This window comes from Paenibacillus aurantius (genome assembly GCF_032268605.1).
Lineage (GTDB): Bacteria > Bacillota > Bacilli > Paenibacillales > NBRC-103111 > Paenibacillus_AO > Paenibacillus_AO aurantius.
Genome location: NZ_CP130318.1, coordinates 1,651,653 through 1,669,952 on the forward strand (window position 1 = coordinate 1,651,653; position 18,300 = coordinate 1,669,952).

The window sequence follows — 18,300 nt, forward strand, 5'->3', positions numbered from 1 at the left end:
CCGACAGCCTCCAGAAGGCACCCCGTCCTCCGGTTTGCTATTGAGGCTCAGCTATGGTAATATGGATTTACAAGCAAATTTAAACCTTGAAGTCACATAGGATAAAGGTTCTCATTTGTTAGGGGATAGCCTTTTGTCCTGATGTGATTTTTGTTTTTTAAGGTAATGGGTTTGACAATGAATAGGAGGCAACAAACAATGGAAACAGGAACAGTGAAATGGTTTAACGCAGAGAAAGGCTTCGGCTTTATCGAAAGAGAAGGCGGAGACGACGTTTTCGTTCATTTCTCGGCTATCCAAGGCGAAGGCTTCAAGTCCCTGGACGAAGGCCAGCGCGTGGAATTCCAAGTGGTTCAAGGAAACCGTGGACCGCAAGCCGAAAATGTAGTTAAAGTATACTAAAACAAGCTTAATCGCAAGGCTGCTCTATCCTCTTGGTGGAGCAGCTTTTTTCTTATTCAGGGGATCATAAGGAGGGCTTGTTATGTATAACAAACGAATTCCGCTGGAGGATCTTCCGCATGAAGAAACCAAGGTATGGACTTGCCGGGATGAAAACTGCAAAGGATGGATCCGGGATAATTTTGCTTTCGAGCATGTCCCGTCATGCCCCTTGTGCCATTCCGCTATGGTGAGCAGTGTGAAACGGCTGCCTTCGGTGGCTAACAGCAGCAAGGGCCAGAAAACCAGGTAAGGGCGGAAAACTCGAAACTCCTTCTTCTTGTGGATTTACAAAATGACAGGAAGCAGGGGCGGAGCCTTTCCTGACGCCGCGGCGGATAAGCCGGCGGCCGTTATGTCGTTGATCAAAAAGGGAGATGCCAGCTAGACCGGGCATCTCCTTTTTTGGCTTGCGCTTATTCCTTAACCGACCCGACGACCATTCCCTTCACAAAGTACTTCTGCAGGAACGGATAGACCATCAGAATGGGCAGCGCCCCGATGAAAATCTGGGCTGCTTTTACCGTGTTGTTGGAGATATTCTCCATCTCGCGCCCGAGAGAAGAGAGCTGGGTGGAATCGATCTGGATCAGTATCGTCTGCAGGAAGGTGGCGAGCGGATAATCCTGAATGTTTTTCAGGTAGATCAGGCCGTCGAACCAGGCGTTCCAGTGGCCGACCATTTTGAACAGGGAAAGGGTCGCGATAGCCGGCAGGGAGAGAGGCAGGTAGATGAGCAGAAGAATGCGGAATTGTCCCGCCCCGTCGATCAGCGCCGCCTCCTCCAGCGCATGGGGGATGCCCCGGAAGAAGTTAAGCAGCAGCACAAGCAGCCACACATCGATGGCGCCCGGAAGGATCAGCGCCCAGAGCGAGTTCATCAGCCCCAGTTTCTGGATGATGATGTAGGTGGGCACAAGCCCCCCGCCGAACAGGAGGGTAACAACGAAGAACCAGGAATACCATGTCCGGCTGCGGAAGACAGTCGACTCCTTGGAAAGCGGATACGCCGTGAGGAAGGTAACCGCCATGGCGATCGCGGTCCCGATAACCGTCCGGATCACGGAGATCCAGAGGGAGTGTAGGAAATTGGCGTTGGACAGCGTCTTGTGGTAGGCGTCCCAGGTGAAATCGATCGGAAGCAGACCCACGAGGTTCGCATTGGCCGGAGCGCGGCCGCTCAGCGAGACGGCTAGGGTGTGAACGAGCGGAAGCATGCACAGGAAGGCGATGACGGCCAGGAATACGTAATTGAAGAGGCTGAACATGCGGTAGGGCAGCGTTTTGTGGTACAAGGGTCCCCCTCCTTTCTAGAAGATGCGGTAGTTGGCCGTCTTGAGTGCGATGCGGTAGACCGACAGGATCAGGATGCAGCTAACGACAGATTTGAATAGTCCGATGGCGGTGGCGAAGCTGAGCTTCTGGCTCAGGATGCCGACCCGGTAAACGTACGTATCGATAATGTCCCCTTTGTCGTAGACGAGCGGGTTGTACAGGTTAAAGATCTGGTCGAAGCCTGCGCTCAGAATGCTGCTCAGCGAAAGGGTCGCGCAAACGGTCATGATCGGCACCAAGCTCGGGATGGTGATGTGAAGCGTCTGCTTCCAGCGGGAAGCTCCGTCGGCTTCGGCCGCCTCATAGAGCTCGGGATTGATGCCCGCGAGCGACGCAAGGTAAATGATGGTGCTGAACCCGAACTCCTTCCACACTTCACTTGTCACGACGGTAAACCGGAACCAGTCTCCGTTGCCGAGGAAGAACACCGGTGGGATCCCGAACCATTCCTGCAGTACCCGGTTGACCAGTCCCCCTTCCGGTGAGAGAAGGTCGGTCAGAATGGCCCCGAGGATAACCCAGGACAGGAAATGCGGAAGATAGACCAGCGTCTGGACGAGCCGCTTGAACGCCATTTTGCGGACCTCGTTCAGAAGCAGTGCGAACACGACCGGGACGAGAATCATGAAAGCGATCTTAAGCGCCGCGATCAGGAGCGTATTCCAGATGACCTGCAGACTGTCGATCCGTTCGAAAATGGCGCGGAAGTGCTTCAGGCCGACCCAGTCGGACCCGGTTACGCCCAGGTAGGGCTTGTATTCCTGGAAGGCGATGACCACGCCGAACATCGGCAGGTAATGGAACAGAAGGGCCAGGATGACACCGGGCAGCAGCATAAAATGAAACGCCCACGATTTGCGGAGTTTCGCAAACAGCGGTTTTTTGGCAGCCGGGCTAAGTGCGGATTCCCGATGCGCAGTTGTGCTCATGGTCACACCTCATTTACGGACAGATTGGCACTCGCCCCCATTCTAGCACAGGCTTTTTGAGGCCTATATACCGTTTTTTTAACTCCTTATAATGTTTTGTAAAGGCCGGGCGGCGATGTTAATAAAAAAACATGGCGTGTTTAGAAAGTGTTATTTCGCGGTCCCGGAAGTTCCCTTATGATTTGAGGGGAAGACCCAAACTAGTGGTTAAGGGGGAGAACAAGTTGCGCTTGCCAAAAAGACAAGTGATGGTCACGGTGCTTACGCTCGCATTAGCCGGTACATCCTTCGGCTGCTCCAAAACGGGCGGAGACACCGCCCAGCCGAAAGAAACGGCGTCGCAGAAGATGACGAACGGCAAATACGACCCGCCCGTTACGATTACGACGGTTCGGGGAGTACCCGGCCCGGCTACGTTCAAGAACGGGGAGACGATCGACGACAACGTGCATACGCGCTGGGCGAAGGAGAAGCTCGGCATTGAGATCAAAAGCCTGTGGTCGGTGGTCAACGCGAACAACGCCTATGACACGAAGCTGAAGCTCGCCTTGTCGGCGAACGAGCCGATGCCGGATATCGTGCATGCATCGGGCGAGATGGCCCGGCTGCTGATCGAATCGGGACGGTTCCAGGACGCGGGAGTCCTTTTTGACAAGTATGCGAGCGAGACGTGGAAGAAAGCGATGGCGGAGGACCCTACCGTTTGGTACGAATATACGCGGGACGGCAAGCGCTACGGCATTCCCGCCCTCGATTATGACTACAACAACGACCCTGTTATGTGGGTGCGCGGCGACTGGATGAAGAAGCTCAACCTTGCCCCGCCCAAAACGATTGACGACTACGAAAAGATACTGGATGCGTTCACGAACCAGGACCCCGACGGAGACGGCCAGAAGAACACCTTCGGCTTGTCGGTCGGCTTCAAGAAAGATAAATCCTACGGAAACCATTTCGGCGTAAGCTGGCTGTTCGGGGCTTACGGGGCGATTCCGGGCATCTGGCAGAAGCAGGCAGACGGGACGCTTGCCTACGGCTCCATTCAGCCGGGCGTGAAGCAGGGGCTCGCGAAGCTGAAGGATTGGGTGCAGAAGGGCTACATTCCCAAGGAAGCTCCGGTATGGGACGAAGCCAAAGCCGGTTCTTATGTTTCCGCCGGAAGAGCGGGCACCTTCACCGGCCCGTATTGGTCCGAGGCCTGGCCGATGGGCGACCTGACGAAGAACGACCCTAAGGCGGAGCTGCAGACGTTCCAGCTGCCGGTCGGGGCGAACGGGAAAGGGATGCATTTTGCCACGCATCCTTACAGCGGGGCGATCTTCATCAACAAGGAAATGAAGAATCCGGAAATATTCTTTACCTATGGCAATTACCTGTTTGACAACGTCGCCGATCCGAAGGCGGGAAGCGAGTTCGAGAACGGCTGGGCGAAGGGCTATGACTGGGATGAAGTGGACGGCAAGGTCACGACCGATCTGGCCAAAATCCCGGGAGGAGGCGTCCGCGTGTTCTTCTACAGCCTGCTGATGACCCAAGGACCGCGTATTCCTTCCCAGAACATCAAAGCGCTGGTCAACCTCGCCCAGAACGGAAAGCCGCAAACGCCGTACGAGCGCTACTGGTCCCAGCTCGCCCCGCCGATCGAAATTCAATCCTCGAGCAATGTGTGGAACCAGCGCCAGAACCGGGTGATGACCGCTTATACCGGAGGAGCCACGGCCACGATGACGGACAAAGGGGATTATCTGAATAAGCTGGAGATGGAAACGTTCAGCAAAATCGTCTTCGGTGACGAGCCGGTAGAGGCCTACGACAAATTCATTCAGACGTGGAAAGCCCAGGGCGGAGACGCCATTACGAAGGAAGTCAATGAATGGTATAAGAGCGTAGGAGCCAAATAACCGGTAGGGCAGGGGACTTTCCTAAAGCAAGAGGTCCCCTTTCTTCCTTCCCTCTTATGTAAGAGCCCGGTAGAAGGATTTCCCACCCTGGCAGAGAAGGCATCTTAGGAGAAGGCTCTAAGCGCCTCGGTCAGACTACAGGGACGGTGAACCGGCAAATGGACAAGAAGCTAACAATTTATACGAAAATCGTCGGGATGATCATGGGGCTGCTGATCCCCGTCATGGCGCTTTTCGCCTATTCCAACCAGACGGCTGTGCGGGTCATCGAGGACGAGATGAAAACGAACAACCTGAACAAGCTCCGTTTCCTGCATCAGCAGATGGAGGGCAAAATCGACCAGCTGTCGATGAATTCCATCGCCATGTCGAACGACGCCTCCATCCGGGAGCTGGAATTCCGCCAGCTGTCGGGAACGGGCTTCGACCGGGACCGGCTGCTGCGGATGATTCTCGACAACATCAACCTGCAGTCGGGGATCAGCGGGTGGATGACGGACATCACCGTCTACTCCCGCCTGACGAAGGAAATGGTCTCCACGTCGAGCGCTTCGGTCGATTTGAAGGAGACGCTTCTCTTGAGGGAGATTACAAAAGGCTGGACGTATGTGACCGAGTCGAACGGGAAGAAGGTCAAGCCGGAGTTCGTTTATTTCGCCGTCGACCCTATTAACGCCTACGACCGTCCGGAGACGGCTAAGCTCATTGTGCGGACTTCGTTCTCGCCCTCCTATCTTCAGGATATGCTCGACCAATACAAGGCGAACGGTCAGGGAGATCCGTTCTTGTATCACCCCCAGTACGGAGTCATCGGCAACCGCACCTTGAACGAGGCGGGCTCCCAGGGCCTCATCCGACAGCTCGGCGGCGAAAGTCTGGAAGAGGCCCGAACGCATTTCACGGTCGACACGGAGGGGAGGCAGTCCTTGGCCAGCTATCTCAAGCTGGGTAACTTGGGCTGGTACCTCGTCGACTATGTGCCGATGGAAGACATCCTGACTCCGGTGACCAAGACGCGGAATTTCTTTTACGGATCGACACTGCTGCTTCTGCTGCTCAGTCTTTTTGCCGCTTATATGCTGTACCGGAACGTCCAGGTTCCCATTCGGGTCCTCATCCGGCACGTCCAGCGGATCCAGAAGGGCGATTACGGAACCCGGGTCCGATTCAACGGCGGAGCGGAATTCGCCTTCCTGTTCGAACGGTTCAATGACATGACGGAGCAGATCCAGGATCTCTTGGAGAAGGTGTACGCCGAGCGCCTGCGTTCCCGGGAGGCGGTGCTTAAGCAGCTGCAGTCGCAGATCAATCCGCATTTTCTGTACAATTGCTTGTTCTTCATCAAGAATACGGCGCGGATGGGGGATGAGGAGGCGGTGGTCGCCATGGCCTTGAACCTCGGAGAATATTTCCGGTATACGACCCGTCTCGCCAACCAATCGGCCAATCTCGCGGAAGAGCTGTCGGTGGTAACCAATTACCTGGAAATCCAAAACCTGCGCATGAGGCGGATCGCCTATGAGATTGACGTGCCGGAAGAGATGAAAGCTCTCCGCATCCCCCGGCTGATGCTTCAGCCGCTGGTGGAGAACGCCGTCCTTCACGGCATCGAGCCGAAGCCGGGCCGGGGAACCGTCCGGATCACGGGAGAAGCCATGAATGGAGAATACCGGGTGTATGTGGAAGACGACGGGGCCGGCATGGAACCGGAGCAGCTCGAGAGAATGCAGCGGTACGTGAACCGCAGTGAGAATGAGGACGACGGAGGCTTCGGCTTCGGCTTGTGGAATGTCAACCAGCGGATCAAGCTGATGTACGGGGAAGGCTCCGGCTTGTTCTTCTCGCCGGGAGGCAACGGAGGCGTACGGGTAACCGTCACCCTGTACATAAGGGAGGGAGAAGACCATGTACCAGCTGCTGATTGTGGATGACGAGCCAAGCGTAGTCGATGCCATCGCCCATACCTTGCCATGGGGAGATCTTGGGGTAGAGGATGTGCTCTGCGCTTATTCCGGCCAGGAGGCGCTCGATATCGTCAAACGGCAGGTTGTTGATATCGTCATCACTGATATCCGCATGCCGGGAATGAACGGCATTCAGCTCATCGAGCAGATCCGCCGCTTCTCCCGGCATACGGAAGTCATTCTGCTAACCGGCTACGCGGAATTTGAGTATGCCAAGCAAGGGCTGCAGCTCCAGGCGGCGGATTACCTTCTGAAGCCGGTCAGCGACGAAGACTTGACGGATTCCATCCGTAAGGTTATCCGCAAGCTGACGCAGGAAGGGGAGGAGTCGGCCGTCTACCGGAAGGCCGCCGAGCTGTTGAAGGAACATCAGCCCGCCTTGAAGTCGGAGATGCTGGCCGTTCTTCTGGAGCAAGGACGGGTGGATTCGGAGAACAGCCTTTCGATGATAGGCGTTCCCTTTGCCCCGGGAGACCCCATTTCCCTGGTGCTGATCCGGCTGGAAGGCCGATTCCACGAGTACAACCGGCGGGACCGGCTCCTTATGGAGTTCTCGGTCGGGAATATGGCCGAGGAGATCTTCGGCCCGTTCTTCGAAACCTGGTCGTGCCGGGACCGCTACGATTACCTCGTGCTGGCTCTGAGAAGCAAAGAGCCGGAAGGGAACGGCAACGGCCAGGAGCTCCTTTCCCGCCTATGCAGCCAGCTTCAGCACAGCGTGATGCTCTTCCTGCACAGCGAAATCTCCGTCGTGATCGGCAATCCCGCCCTCTATCCGGATTCGCTGCCGGGCAGCTACCAGTCCGCCTTGAAGACCATGCGCCGAGGAATCGGCAAGGACGAGGGCCTGCTCATGACCGTGAACGATCCGGTGAAGGCTCCTGCGGCGGCGCTGAAGACACTGCATGAGCCCCCTTCGCTTCTCCATCTGTTCGAAGCGGGCATGTGGGAGGAGGCGGCCCGGAAGCTCGAGCGAATCGCGGAGGAGTTGGACCAAGTATGGATCGATTCGCCGGAGCTGCTTGCCGAGTGGTACCACGCTCTCGCTTCCGCCTGCTACCATTACGCTCATGTCAACGAGGAAACGCTCGGGCAGCTGTTCGAGCGGATCGGGGAGCACGACGGGCTCCCGGAGATGGGCAAGCTGCTCTCGGTTACCCGGATGAAGGAATGGGGGCTCGGGCTCTGCCGGAGGCTTTCCCTGGACAACTCGGAGGAGATCCGGGACACCCGGGGGCTGGCCGTCAAGCAGGTCAAGGACTATATCCATACGCATCTGGAGAAGGACGTGTCCCTTCATGTGCTGGCCGAGCAGGTCCACCTGCATCCCGTTTATCTGTCCAAGGTGTTCAAGCTGGAGACAGGAGAAGGCTTGAAGGAATACCTGCACCGGGTGAGGATGGAGAGAGCGGTCCATTTGCTTAAGAGCAGCGAGATGAAAGTTTATGAAATCACCGCCTCGGTAGGCTATCTCAACACCCCGTATTTTATTAAAGTGTTCAAAAAAGAATTCGGCATGACCCCTCAGGAATACCGGGATCATCATCTTCCGCTAAATGCGGGAGAGCCGCTTTAGGAGGTCCATTCGCATGTCCGATATCCAGATCAAGCTCAACGAACCGGCCGGCTCTATCCGCAAGCTTCACGGGGTCAACAACGGCCCCATCTGCTACGGTTCGCTGATCGACGTCACCGATTATTACAAGGAAGCGGGCATCCCGCTTGTCCGCATTCACGACCCGAACTGGCCTCATGCCTGGGAGGTCGACATCCACACCATTTTTCCGGACTTCGACAAGGATCCCGAGGATCCGGCCAGCTATGATTTCTCCCGCACGGACGAATACCTTCAGACCATCCTCGATACGGGGGCGAAGATCGTCTACCGGCTGGGCGAAAGCATCGAGCATACGAAGCGGAAATACTACGTGCACCCGCCCCGGGATTATGCGAAATGGGCACGGATCTGCGTGAACATTATCCGCCATTACAACGAAGGCTGGGCCGGCGGATTCCGCCATGGAATCGAGTATTGGGAAGTATGGAACGAGCCTGACCTGGACGAACGCATGTGGTCGGGCACTCCCCTGCAATTGTTCGAGCTGTACGAAACGACGGCAAAGGCCATCAAGGCGCATAACCCCGAACTAAAGGTAGGAGGCTACGCGGCCGCCCGGCCGATGCTTCCCTTCCTTACGGATTTCCTGAATTACTGCGAGGAGCGGAAGCTTCCCCTGGATTTCTTCACCTGGCATACCTATACCGGGGACCCGTACAAAATCGTCCAGCATGCCCGCCATGTCCGTTCCGAGCTCGACTCCCGGGGCTTCCTGGACACGGAAAGCCACTTGAACGAGTGGAACTTTCTGGAGTCGGATTTCACGAAAATCTGGCACCGGGGGAACGAATACGCCCGCAAAAGCAACTTCGACAAGCAGAAAAACGCCCATGGGGCGGCCTTCACGGCGACTGTCCTGACTCTGCTGCAGGATGAAAGGGTGGATGCCGCCAATTATTACGACGGGCAGCCGACGGCCCTGTTCTGCGGGCTGTTCGATTATCACGGGGTGCCCCAGAAGACGTATTACACGTTCAAGGCTTTTCAGCGGATGACGGAGCTGTCCTCGAGGATCCGGACCGTTATAGATGACAAGACAGGGGGGGTCTGCGCCGTTGCGGGAACGCAGGAAGACGGGAGTGGGGCCGTGCTCATTACGGGATACGGCGCGTCCGTCCGCCTCCATACCGTCCGGTGGGAAGGCCAAGAATCGGCGTACACGGTCCAAATCTACAGCATCGACGACGATCACCGGTTCGATCTGCGTAAGGAGCAGAGGGTGGAGCCAGGCGAAGAGCTGAGCTGGCTCCTTCCGGCTTACAGTGTAACCCTGCTGGAATGGTCGCCTTCGACTCCAGCTAGACCGGCGGGAGAGTAAGAGAATGAAGATTCTGATCGGAAGCATCATTCAGGAAAGCAATACGTTCAGTCCCGTCCGAAGCACGATGGACGATTTCTACCGGCATCATTGGCTGATGGGGGAAGCGGTAAGAGGCATTACAACCGAAAACGAGCTGAAGGGCTTCCTGGAGGCCGCCGGGGAAGAGGGAGTGGATACGGTCCCGGTGCTTTCCGCCAACGCGGTTTCCTCCGGCATGCTGACGGCGGATGCTTTCCGGGAGATGAAAGAGGTCCTTCGGAGACGGCTGCAGGAAGCGGTCCGTGAGGCGGGTACGGTCGGCGGCGTTTATTTCGCCCTTCACGGGGCCATGGTAGCGGAAGGAACCGACGACACCGAAGCGGAGCTTGCCGGAATCATCCGGCAGACGGCGGGGCCGGGCGTTCCCTTGGTGGTATCGCTGGACCTCCATGCGAATGTGACGAGGGCGCTCGTTCGGCAGGTGGACGGACTGGTCGGCTTCCGGACCTACCCGCATACGGACTTTTACGAGACGGGAAAGAGAGCCGCCCGGCTTCTGTTTGCAGCGGTACGGGGAGAGATCCGGCCCTTCGTGACCATGCGGAAGCTTCCGCTGATCGTACCGGCGGAGAACAGCCAATCAACATCCGGTCCCTTTGCCGAGCTCTGGATGGAGGCTGAGAAAGGAGAGGCTCGCGGCGATTCGCTCGTCACGTCCCTCTTTCCTATGCAGCCTTGGCTCGATATCGAAGAAGCCGGCAGCACGGTTGTGGTCGTTGGGGATGCGCGAAGAAGGGAAGACGGCGTTCGGGAAGCGGAACGGCTTGCGGACTTGTTCTGGAGCCTTCGAAAGGCTTTTGACGTCCGGCTGCTCAGTCTTGAGGAAATGATCGGGCTTGTCCGGAGCTGCAGCCGAGCCGAAAGGGAAGGGCCGCTCGTCTTCTCCGATTCGGCCGACAGCCCGAGCGCCGGCTCCACCGGGGACAGCAACGCCGTCCTGAAGGCGCTTCTCGAAAGCGGCCTGCACCGGAGCCGAAGCTGCCTGCTTACGATGGTGGACCCGGCTGCCGTGGACCGCGCGGTCGAAGCCGGCGTCGGCCAGGAGCTCGTCCTGCCGCTCGGGTACGTTAGCGTTGGCAGCGCCGGCAGCCGGTTCGGACTGCCGCTCGAGGTGAAGGGCCGCGTGCGCCGGATCGGGGACGGGCGGTTCACTCTGCAGGGCGGGTACGCCAAGAACACGGAAGCGTTCATGGGCCGCTGTGCGGTCTTCGAGACGGGCCGTGTCTCCGTCCTTCTGACCGAGCGGCCGACCTTCTCCGGCGACCCGGCAATGTACCGCAGCATGGGCCTGGAGCCCCTTGATGCGGATGTCGTCGTGGTGAAGTCCGCCAATCAGTTTCGTGCCGATTACGGGAAATTGGCCCGTTCCATTCATATTCTCGACACGCCGGGGTACAGTTCGGCTAATTTGAAAAGCCTTCCCTTCCGCCGGGTAAACCGTCCGTTCTATCCTTTGGACGATCCGGACGATTGGACGGAGCATCCTCTGTACGGGAGGACCAAGCAGCGTAAGGAGGAAGAAACCGATGGATTGTTCTAATTCCGGCCGGCCCCCCGAGCGGTCGGCCGCCGGTGAGACGGAGGAGCGCCGAAGCCAGAAGGTGCGCAAAATCAGCTTCGAGGGTGATGCCCTCAGAATGTCCATGGACTGGACGGTCGAGGATCTGGACAAAGTGCAGGTCCTCGTAGAGAGTACGCACGGAGCGAGTCATCCGAGCTCCTATCATTTGGGCGAGCTCGTGGAAGAGATCGAGAAAGGGGTCTTCCAGCAGGGGGGGAAGCCCGCCATTTACACCACCACCGACATTTGTGACGGGGTGGCCCAAGCGCACGGAGGCATGCATTATTCGCTCCCCTCCCGCGACATGATCGCTTCTATGGTGGAGATCCATGCGCTGGCCACGCCCTTCGACGCGATGGTGCTCACCTCCGCGGGGGATAAAGCCGTCCCCGCCCATCTGATGGCCATCGCCCGCCTCGACATCCCCGCCATCCATGTGCCGGGAGGCGCAATGAGCGCCGGCCCGTGCCTGCGCAGCAACGAGGAGCTGTGGCACATGAGCGTGGAGGTCGAGAAGAACCGGATGTCGAAGGAAGAGTTTCTCGCCTTCCAGCGGGCCTGCTGCCCGACCTGCGGGGCGTGCCAATACATGGGCACCGCCGCCACCATGCAGGTGATGGCGGAAGCGCTGGGTCTCGCCCTGCCCTGGACGGCGCTGATTCCCGCCGTTAACGCGGAGATCCGGCGCGCCTCCCGTGCCGCCGGCCAGCAGGTGATGCGCCTGATGGAGTTGAACCTGCGGCCGAGGGACATTCTGACGCGCGAAGCGTTCGAGAATGCGATCATGGTGCATTCGGCCATCGGAGGTTCGCTGAACGCGGTCATGCACCTCATCGCCATCGCTGATGAAGCGGGAATCCGGCTCGAGGCTTCCCGGTTCGACGAAATCCACCGGAGCATTCCCGTGCTGGTGGATACCAAAACCGCCGGCCATTACCCGACCGAGCTGTTCTGGTACGCCGGCGGCGTACCGGCGGTTATGGAGGAAATCCGGGAGCATCTTTACCTGGACGTTCTAACCGTCACCGGCCATACGCTGAGAGAGAACCTGGAGCACTACCGGAAGAACGAGATGCGCTCCTTCGCCGAGATGTTCCTGGCGAATTACAAGCTGAACCGCCGGGACCTCATCTATCCGATCGGCAAGCCGCTCAAGAACGAAGGCTCCCTTGCGTTGCTTACGGGCAATCTTGCTCCAGAAGGAGCGACTGTCAAGAAGTTTGCGGTAGCCGATTCGATGCAGGTGCATCAAGGCCCGGCCCGGCCGTTCGACAGCGAGCGCGAAGCGGTGGACGCCTTAGTCGGGAAGCGCATCCAGCCGGGCGACGTCGTTCTGGTCCGCTACCAGGGGCCTAAAGCGGTCGGCATGCCGGAGATGTTCTTCCTCTCCGAGCTGATCGCCTCCGACCCGGTGCTCTCGCACACGACGTCGCTCGTGACGGACGGCCGCTTCTCGGGCGCCACCCGCGGACCGTGCGTCGGCTATCTCGGCCCGGAAGCGCTGGAGGGCGGCCCGATCGCCTTCGTCCGGGAAGGAGACCTCATCCGCATCGACATTCCGAACCGGTCCATCGACGTGGTCGGCATTGACGGCAAAGAGAAGACACCGGACGAAATTCAGCGGGCCTTCGACGAAAGACGAAGCCGCTGGAAGCCGCCCGTTTTCCGGCACCGGGGAATTCTGGAGCAGTACACGAGACTGGCACGGCCGGCCCTTCAAGGGGGCTCCTGTGCCGCAGGGGGGATGGGACGATGAAGCTGCAAGGAAGAACCGCTCTGATTACCGGTTCGTCCCGCTCGATAGGAGCGGCGGTGGCGAAGCGGTACGCCCGGGAGGGAGCCCGTGTCGTGATCAATTACCGGTCCCACCCCGAGCTCGCCGACCAGGTGGTCGAGGAAATTCGCGCCGAGGGGGGAGAAGCTTTTGCCTGCGGGGCGGATGTTTCCGTGGAGGCCGAGGTGGAGGCGATGGTGAAGGAGACGGCCGCCCGGTACGGAACGGTCGATATTCTGGTCAACAACGCCGCCATGGACCCGCGTAAGACGTGGTACGAAATTACCGGAGAAGAGTGGGACCGCATTATGGGGGTAAACGTGCGTTCCCAATTCTTCTGTGCGAAGGCCGTCTTTCCTTACATGAAGAAGCAGGGATACGGTAAAATCATCAATGTCTCCTCGGTCACGTTCTTTACCGGCCAGAAGCAATTTCTTCATTACGTCACTTCGAAGGGAGCCATCGTCGGCTTCACGCGGGCTCTCGCCCGGGAGGTGGGAGAGCACAACATCACGGTAAACTGCATTACACCGGGAGCGGTGCTCACCGAGACCGAGTACGAGAAGGTCAGCGGGGAGACGATCCGGGAAAGCGGGGAATTCCTGGCCAAAGCCCAATGCTTTCCTAGGAGGGAAGTGGCGGCTGATGTGGAGGGAGCCTTTCTGTTCCTGGCTTCGTCCGACAGTGACTTCATTTCCGGCCAGACGCTGAACGTGGACGGCGGCTGGATGATGCATTAAAAACGAGGCTGTTCCCATCGTCATCCAAGATGACTAGGGACGGCCTCGTTTTATGCTTGAATCTGCGTTAGCCGAATAGGGGAAGGGTTCTTCTCCTAGCGGTTCTCCCATAAAAACGAAAGCCCCCGGTTCCTGATGGAACCGGGGGGAGGAGGCATCGGGGCAACAAGCCAGCTTCCTTCTCTGGCCATGCCGTTGTTCTTTCATGGATAAGTCCGAACCAGACCGATCAATTGGTTTTGCCGCCTGTCGGGGATGACCCTGCCGGTGCAGCTGTGGCGCCCGGTCCCGTAGAGGCAGGTGGTGCCGCTGTTGGAGCCGTACTTGCCGGTGGCGTAGTACCTGGCGTTGCCGTGGCTGCCGGGGCCGACGGCTTCGGTGTCGAAGGTGGCGGTGTCGGCTTGGGCGGTACCGACTCCGATGCAGGCGTTGCGGTCGGTTCCGGCTTGGTGGAAGCCGGAGGATCGGTTTTGGCCGGGGTTCTGGTGGCCGTCGGCTTAGGCTCGTCGGTTTCCCTCGGTTTGACCGATTCCGACGTTTTAGGCGAAGGTGATGCGGTCTTGGCCGGCGTCGGGGTCGCTTTGTCCTTGTTCGCGGCCTTCTGAGAGGCCAGGTCCCTTTGGTATTCCTCGTGAGTCGCCGCACCGCCGGGATCGATGTGATCGAGTCCCTTCCACGGATTGTTCTCCTTGTAGGAGGAGGGATCATCAAAAACCAGAAAGGCGGAGGGGAGACGGCGTTCCCCATATTTGCTCGACGGTTTGGTCAGCAGCTCATCGCCGACCACGAGCTCGGAAGAAGCCCCTCCGTCCAGGAATCCGGCATTTATCACCCCGTCCTCAAGCAGGAGATCCTGCACTTCCTTAAGAGTAGCCCCCACACTGTGGGCCTGACGGCCGTCGATGACGACGAAAATGACGGTTCCGTCCGCCTTCTGGCCGACCGCGGTCCGCGGTCCGCGGCCCCAGCCGCCGTCCCCGCTCGTAATGAGCGGCTTGCCGTCCGCAATGACGCGGGGATAGAAGGAGACGGCTTCCGTTACGTGCAGATCGATCAGCTCGTTAATGCTGTATTTGCCTACGATTAATTTGCCTTCCTTCGTAAAACCGACGACGTGCTGGGGAATGCTTCCCTCTAGTCCGGTAAACAGCAAATTGCCGCCGGACATAATAAAGCCGATGGGGGCGAAGCCGTTGCCGAGGCCGTCGGGGTCGTCGAAACCGCCTCCGTTAACGCCGGCCACCGCTCCGGTTCGTTCCACCATGGAGGTGATTTTTTCCCCTTCCCCGACCTTGCCGGGAACGACGACCCGGATGGATTTGGGGTCATAGACGTAAATCTTCTTGCCTTTCCAGAACTGCCCCGAGATGTCTTCCACTTTTATAAGATCCCCTACCGGGCGTTTGGCCGGTACGATAATTTTGCTGGTGTCGATATGCCCGCTGCCCATCTCCTCCATGTCCTGCTGCATCTGGGCGACCATGCGGTCCCGTTGTTCGGCACCGACGAAGATCCATGCCCAATTCCGATGCTGGGTCGTGATGACCGTCTCCGCAAGCTTCTCACGAATGGTGAGTCCGGGCGGAGTAAGGAAGAGAAAACTGGACGCCAGAAATCCGGCGGCGGCAATAGCGAGCAAGCTCTTCTTGTACCAGCTCCAGCTGCGCATCCCGCCGGATGTTCCGGCGAGTTTAGGAACCGTAGAACTCAAATTAACTTTCCTCCTGGTGCTCAAAGTGCATAACCTGAATATACCAGATCTATCTTACCATAGAGTCTATTTGAAAAGTATAAGGAATTTGTTAAAATTTATGGATTATGCCCCTGAGGGCGCTGATGCAGAGGGAGGTTTATCTCTTGCTGGGAAAATATAATTTCTATGGATTTCCGCTCGATCTGCTCCTGTTTGTGGCCGGATTCGGTCTCCTCTTTTTGGCCATTCTGTACGCGGCGGCGAGGAAGCCATGATTCGGGGGTCCGTACGCAAAGGTGAGTGGTTGGAATTTCATTTGGAGCTCCGCGAAGGCCAGTCTTCGGAAGGAGCCGTAAAGGAAGCGCTGTCGGGTACGGATAAGTTCTGGCGGGCTCTCGCAGCCGGCGGAGGCATTCAGTACAAGGGAGGCCGTGTCCGGCTCCATCTGTTTCCGTCGGAGAAAGGCGGGTATGAGCCGGAATGGATGGATCTTTCTATTCTGTATGAGGATGATTTTTGTCTCGTGGCGGATAAACCCGCAGGTGTCCCGGTCCATCCGTCCCGTCCGGGGCAGGGCGGAACGCTCGCGAATGGGATCGCCTCTTATTATGAAATGAGCGGACAGGCGTGCCGGGTACGTCACATTCACCGGCTCGATGAGGAGACGACGGGTCCCGTGCTGTACGCCAAGAACGAATGGGCTCAAATCCGGCTGGATGCCGCTATGAGGGAAAAGAGAATCGAACGCATTTACTCGGCCCTCGTCGAGGGACGCCTGCCGAAGAGGAAAGGCACCGTGGACGCTCCTATCGGGAAGGACCGCCATCATGCTTCCCGGCGGCGGGTAAGCCCCACCGGAGTGCCGGCTGTCACCCATTACGAGGTGGTCGAGTCGTTCGATGCCCATACGTGGGTGAGGCTCCGGCTCGAAACCGGGCGTACGCATCAAATCCGCGTTCACCTGGCCCATCTCGGCCACCCGCTTATCGGGGATGCCTTGTACGGGGGCCGTCCGGTGGCGGGCATGAAGCGGCAGGCGCTTCATGGGGAGAAGCTGCGCTGGATTGATCCGCTGACCGGTGAAGAGAGAGAGGCGGACGCCCCCTTTCCTTCCGATTTTGCCGAGACGCTGGAATGGCTTCGAAACCGCTCGAAAAGCTGAACCTTGTCGCCTTATCTAGTAATTCCTGCCGGGCGTTATTAGAAATAGTGGCCTATCCGTGAGTATTTTTCATGCTTTCCTATTAATTTTCGATTCGGAGGTTTTCTCGACAACAAAGCCACCGGATAAGGCACTAGGGAAAATATAGTCATGCTCCCCTTCCCTCATCCATATAATGTTAGGGAAATGCGTTAGGCATATGAAGGGAGGATGAACGATGACGGAGCAGCGTTCCGGGTTGAGGTTTGATATTTACGAACGGGTTCATCTGCCGGATGGACTGGCAGGTGTAAGGGAACTGGAGGAAGCGGAGCTGGTTCCTCATATTCAGGTTTCGGAAGAAAGAGACTATGCGGTCATCAAGGGCCACCTGTTTCTTTCGGGCCGGTATGCAGGCGATAACGGGGAGCAGGGTTGCCGGCTGGAGCATTTGATTCCGGTTGAGATTACGATGCCCTTCAACCGTGTCCACCGGGTTGAGGACATACGCGTCGAGATCGACCAGTTCGATATCGACAAGCTGTCCGACCGCAGCTTGAATGTGACGGGAGTTCTGTCGCTGCATGGAATTGAGATGCTGGACAGCTCGTCTCCGGCTTGGGAGGAAGCCCAGGATGAGGAGGTTTTCGTCCATCAGCCTGATCCCCCCACCTACCGGGAGCCGGAGCAGGAGATTCCTTACAGCCTGGCGGAAGCCGAGTCCGAGGAGGAGCCGGTTCAGGAATTCAACGAAAATCCTCTGATGCAGGAGCTGGCGGCGGAAGAGCCGGCACCGGTGCACCAGCCGGTCGCCAAGCAGCAACAGGGAGCTTACCATCAGCCGGATAAGCCGGAGTACGAGCCGTTGTTCGGACAGCCCCAGGCCCAGCCGGTTTCCTCCTATTTTACTTATCAGGAAGAAGAAGCGGAAGACCCGGCGGCAGAGGCGGCTGCTGACAGCCATGCGGCCGTCAGCAGCCGAATCCTGCCGAATCCGCTGGAGCCCGTCAAGGCGGCGGTCCAGCGGGAGCCGAAGGCCGCCATTAAGTCTGCCGAGCCTGCCCCCGAGCCGGTTTCGAGCGACGCGCTGGAATGGAAGAAGCTCTTCATCGGGGAGGAGAAGGAGCAGAACCGGTTCAAGCGGATGAGGATCTGCATTGTGCAGAAGGAAGAGACCCTGGAGCAGATTGCCCAGCGGTACAGCATCAATTCGCGCGAGATCCAGCTCTTCAACCGGCTGGCGAGCCCCGAAATCGGAGAGGGGCAGATCATTTATATTCCCTGACCCTCGCTGCAAACAAAAACCCGGCCGCTCGCCAAGAGAGGCCGGGTTTGTTTTGGTATGACTTGGGGAAGCTTTTGCTTCTGTCAGGTAAGGTTTAATGTTGGGCGGGGCTCCCCGAAAAGTAATCGGAATAAGCTACGCCAGCATCCGCTTCCCTTTTTGGGGATTAATCCTGTCGGGGTCCCCGAAAAGTAATCGGTCTAAAGCTACGTCAGCATCCGCTTCCCTTTTTGGGGATTAATCCTGTCGGGGTCCCCGAAAAGTAATCGGACTAAAGCTACGTCAGCATCTGCTTCACTTTTTGGGGCTCTTAGTAAAGACTGAACAAGAAGCCGAGGTACAGCAGGAAGAACACGAACAGGAGAAACACATCGAACGGATTCGGAAAAATAAGCGTCCGAACGAACTGTATGCAAATCAGAGGCAGCATCACTCCCCTGACCGTAAACCGCACCTTCCACCACCATCTTTGCATCGGGCTGCCTCCACTATCCAAATTTTCATCTGCTCTTAGCTTATGATTTGGACAAACCTGGATATGCTTGTAATAGAGAAGAA

General features: G+C 57.9%; 15 protein-coding genes. 11 read left to right on the top strand and 4 right to left on the bottom strand.

What is annotated here, in order from left to right:
• Positions 1–198: 198 nt before the first annotated feature.
• Positions 199–402 (top strand): cold-shock protein, encoded by a 204-nt coding sequence (locus MJA45_RS07945; protein WP_315606730.1) that lies wholly within the window; start codon positions 199–201, stop codon positions 400–402.
• Between the two features lie 82 nt (positions 403–484).
• The gene (locus MJA45_RS07950) at positions 485–694 is read left to right on the top strand and encodes a cold-shock protein (protein ID WP_315606731.1); all 210 of its coding nucleotides are present in this window, start codon (positions 485–487) and stop codon (positions 692–694) included.
• A 163-nt stretch (positions 695–857) separates the two neighbouring features.
• Here MJA45_RS07950 and MJA45_RS07955 read toward each other — a convergent pair whose 3' ends face one another.
• Together MJA45_RS07955 and MJA45_RS07960 are read right to left on the bottom strand one after the other, a co-directional pair.
• Entirely contained in the window at positions 858–1,736 is an 879-nt protein-coding gene (locus MJA45_RS07955; RefSeq protein WP_315606732.1) for a carbohydrate ABC transporter permease, read from the bottom strand.
• Between the two features lie 15 nt (positions 1,737–1,751).
• A complete protein-coding gene (locus tag MJA45_RS07960) occupies positions 1,752–2,612 on the bottom strand; it encodes an ABC transporter permease (RefSeq protein WP_315607962.1) in 861 nt (286 codons plus the stop codon).
• Between the two features lie 317 nt (positions 2,613–2,929).
• Between MJA45_RS07960 and MJA45_RS07965 the strand changes: the two genes are divergently transcribed.
• The 7 genes from MJA45_RS07965 to MJA45_RS07995 all read left to right on the top strand — a co-directional run bounded on the left by MJA45_RS07965 (position 2,930) and on the right by MJA45_RS07995 (position 13,623).
• The gene (locus MJA45_RS07965; protein WP_315606733.1) at positions 2,930–4,606 is read left to right on the top strand and encodes a type 2 periplasmic-binding domain-containing protein; all 1,677 of its coding nucleotides are present in this window, start codon (positions 2,930–2,932) and stop codon (positions 4,604–4,606) included.
• Between the two features lie 146 nt (positions 4,607–4,752).
• Positions 4,753–6,537: a histidine kinase gene (locus MJA45_RS07970; protein WP_315606734.1), complete on the top strand. Its 1,785-nt coding sequence runs from the start codon at positions 4,753–4,755 to the stop codon at positions 6,535–6,537.
• Positions 6,512–8,146 carry a response regulator transcription factor gene (locus tag MJA45_RS07975; RefSeq protein ID WP_315606735.1) on the top strand — a complete coding sequence of 545 codons (1,635 nt, stop codon included), beginning with the start codon at positions 6,512–6,514 and terminating at the stop codon, positions 8,144–8,146. Before MJA45_RS07970 ends, MJA45_RS07975 begins: the two co-directional genes overlap by 26 nt.
• A gap of 13 nt (positions 8,147–8,159) precedes the next feature.
• On the top strand, positions 8,160–9,506 hold the full coding sequence (locus tag MJA45_RS07980) for a GH39 family glycosyl hydrolase (RefSeq protein ID WP_315606736.1): 1,347 nt from the start codon (positions 8,160–8,162) through the stop codon (positions 9,504–9,506).
• Positions 9,507–9,510: 4 nt separating this feature from the next.
• Entirely contained in the window at positions 9,511–11,088 is a 1,578-nt protein-coding gene (locus tag MJA45_RS07985) for a M81 family metallopeptidase (RefSeq protein ID WP_315606737.1), read from the top strand.
• Positions 11,075–12,865, top strand: a complete 1,791-nt coding sequence (gene ilvD / locus MJA45_RS07990) for a dihydroxy-acid dehydratase (protein WP_315606738.1) — start codon at positions 11,075–11,077, stop codon at positions 12,863–12,865. Before MJA45_RS07985 ends, ilvD begins: the two co-directional genes overlap by 14 nt.
• Positions 12,862–13,623, top strand: a complete 762-nt coding sequence (locus MJA45_RS07995; RefSeq protein WP_315606739.1) for an SDR family NAD(P)-dependent oxidoreductase — start codon at positions 12,862–12,864, stop codon at positions 13,621–13,623. The genes ilvD and MJA45_RS07995 overlap by 4 nt, the downstream gene beginning before the upstream one ends.
• Positions 13,624–13,852: 229 nt before the next feature.
• Here MJA45_RS07995 and MJA45_RS08000 read toward each other — a convergent pair whose 3' ends face one another.
• Positions 13,853–15,334 carry a phosphodiester glycosidase family protein gene (locus tag MJA45_RS08000; RefSeq protein WP_315606740.1) on the bottom strand — a complete coding sequence of 494 codons (1,482 nt, stop codon included), beginning with the start codon at positions 15,332–15,334 and terminating at the stop codon, positions 13,853–13,855.
• 253 nt (positions 15,335–15,587) lie between these two features.
• On the opposite strand from MJA45_RS08000, the gene MJA45_RS08005 reads away from it, so the two are divergent.
• Together MJA45_RS08005 and MJA45_RS08010 are read left to right on the top strand one after the other, a co-directional pair.
• Entirely contained in the window at positions 15,588–16,478 is an 891-nt protein-coding gene (locus MJA45_RS08005; protein WP_407083113.1) for an RluA family pseudouridine synthase, read from the top strand.
• A 217-nt stretch (positions 16,479–16,695) separates the two neighbouring features.
• Positions 16,696–17,742, top strand: a complete 1,047-nt coding sequence (locus MJA45_RS08010; RefSeq protein WP_315606742.1) for a LysM peptidoglycan-binding domain-containing protein — start codon at positions 16,696–16,698, stop codon at positions 17,740–17,742.
• A 310-nt stretch (positions 17,743–18,052) separates the two neighbouring features.
• On the opposite strand, the gene MJA45_RS08015 is transcribed toward MJA45_RS08010, so the two are convergent.
• Positions 18,053–18,217: a hypothetical protein gene (locus MJA45_RS08015; RefSeq protein WP_315606743.1), complete on the bottom strand. Its 165-nt coding sequence runs from the start codon at positions 18,215–18,217 to the stop codon at positions 18,053–18,055.
• Positions 18,218–18,300 lie beyond the last annotated feature (83 nt).

What these genes read in the sequence shown, in the direction of transcription:
- ilvD (WP_315606738.1), top strand. Translation starts at nt 11,075, where the DNA reads ATGGATTGTTCTAATTCCGGCCGGCCCCCCGAGCGGTCGGCCGCCGGT.
- MJA45_RS07985 (WP_315606737.1), top strand. Translation starts at nt 9,511, where the DNA reads ATGAAGATTCTGATCGGAAGCATCATTCAGGAAAGCAATACGTTCAGT.
- MJA45_RS07995 (WP_315606739.1), top strand. Translation starts at nt 12,862, where the DNA reads ATGAAGCTGCAAGGAAGAACCGCTCTGATTACCGGTTCGTCCCGCTCG.
- MJA45_RS07980 (WP_315606736.1), top strand. Translation starts at nt 8,160, where the DNA reads ATGTCCGATATCCAGATCAAGCTCAACGAACCGGCCGGCTCTATCCGC.
- MJA45_RS08005 (WP_407083113.1), top strand. Translation starts at nt 15,588, where the DNA reads ATGATTCGGGGGTCCGTACGCAAAGGTGAGTGGTTGGAATTTCATTTG.
- MJA45_RS08015 (WP_315606743.1), bottom strand. Translation starts at nt 18,217, where the DNA reads ATGCAAAGATGGTGGTGGAAGGTGCGGTTTACGGTCAGGGGAGTGATG.
- MJA45_RS07945 (WP_315606730.1), top strand. Translation starts at nt 199, where the DNA reads ATGGAAACAGGAACAGTGAAATGGTTTAACGCAGAGAAAGGCTTCGGC.
- MJA45_RS07960 (WP_315607962.1), bottom strand. Translation starts at nt 2,612, where the DNA reads ATGCTGCTGCCCGGTGTCATCCTGGCCCTTCTGTTCCATTACCTGCCG.
- MJA45_RS07950 (WP_315606731.1), top strand. Translation starts at nt 485, where the DNA reads ATGTATAACAAACGAATTCCGCTGGAGGATCTTCCGCATGAAGAAACC.
- MJA45_RS08010 (WP_315606742.1), top strand. Translation starts at nt 16,696, where the DNA reads ATGACGGAGCAGCGTTCCGGGTTGAGGTTTGATATTTACGAACGGGTT.
- MJA45_RS07975 (WP_315606735.1), top strand. Translation starts at nt 6,512, where the DNA reads ATGTACCAGCTGCTGATTGTGGATGACGAGCCAAGCGTAGTCGATGCC.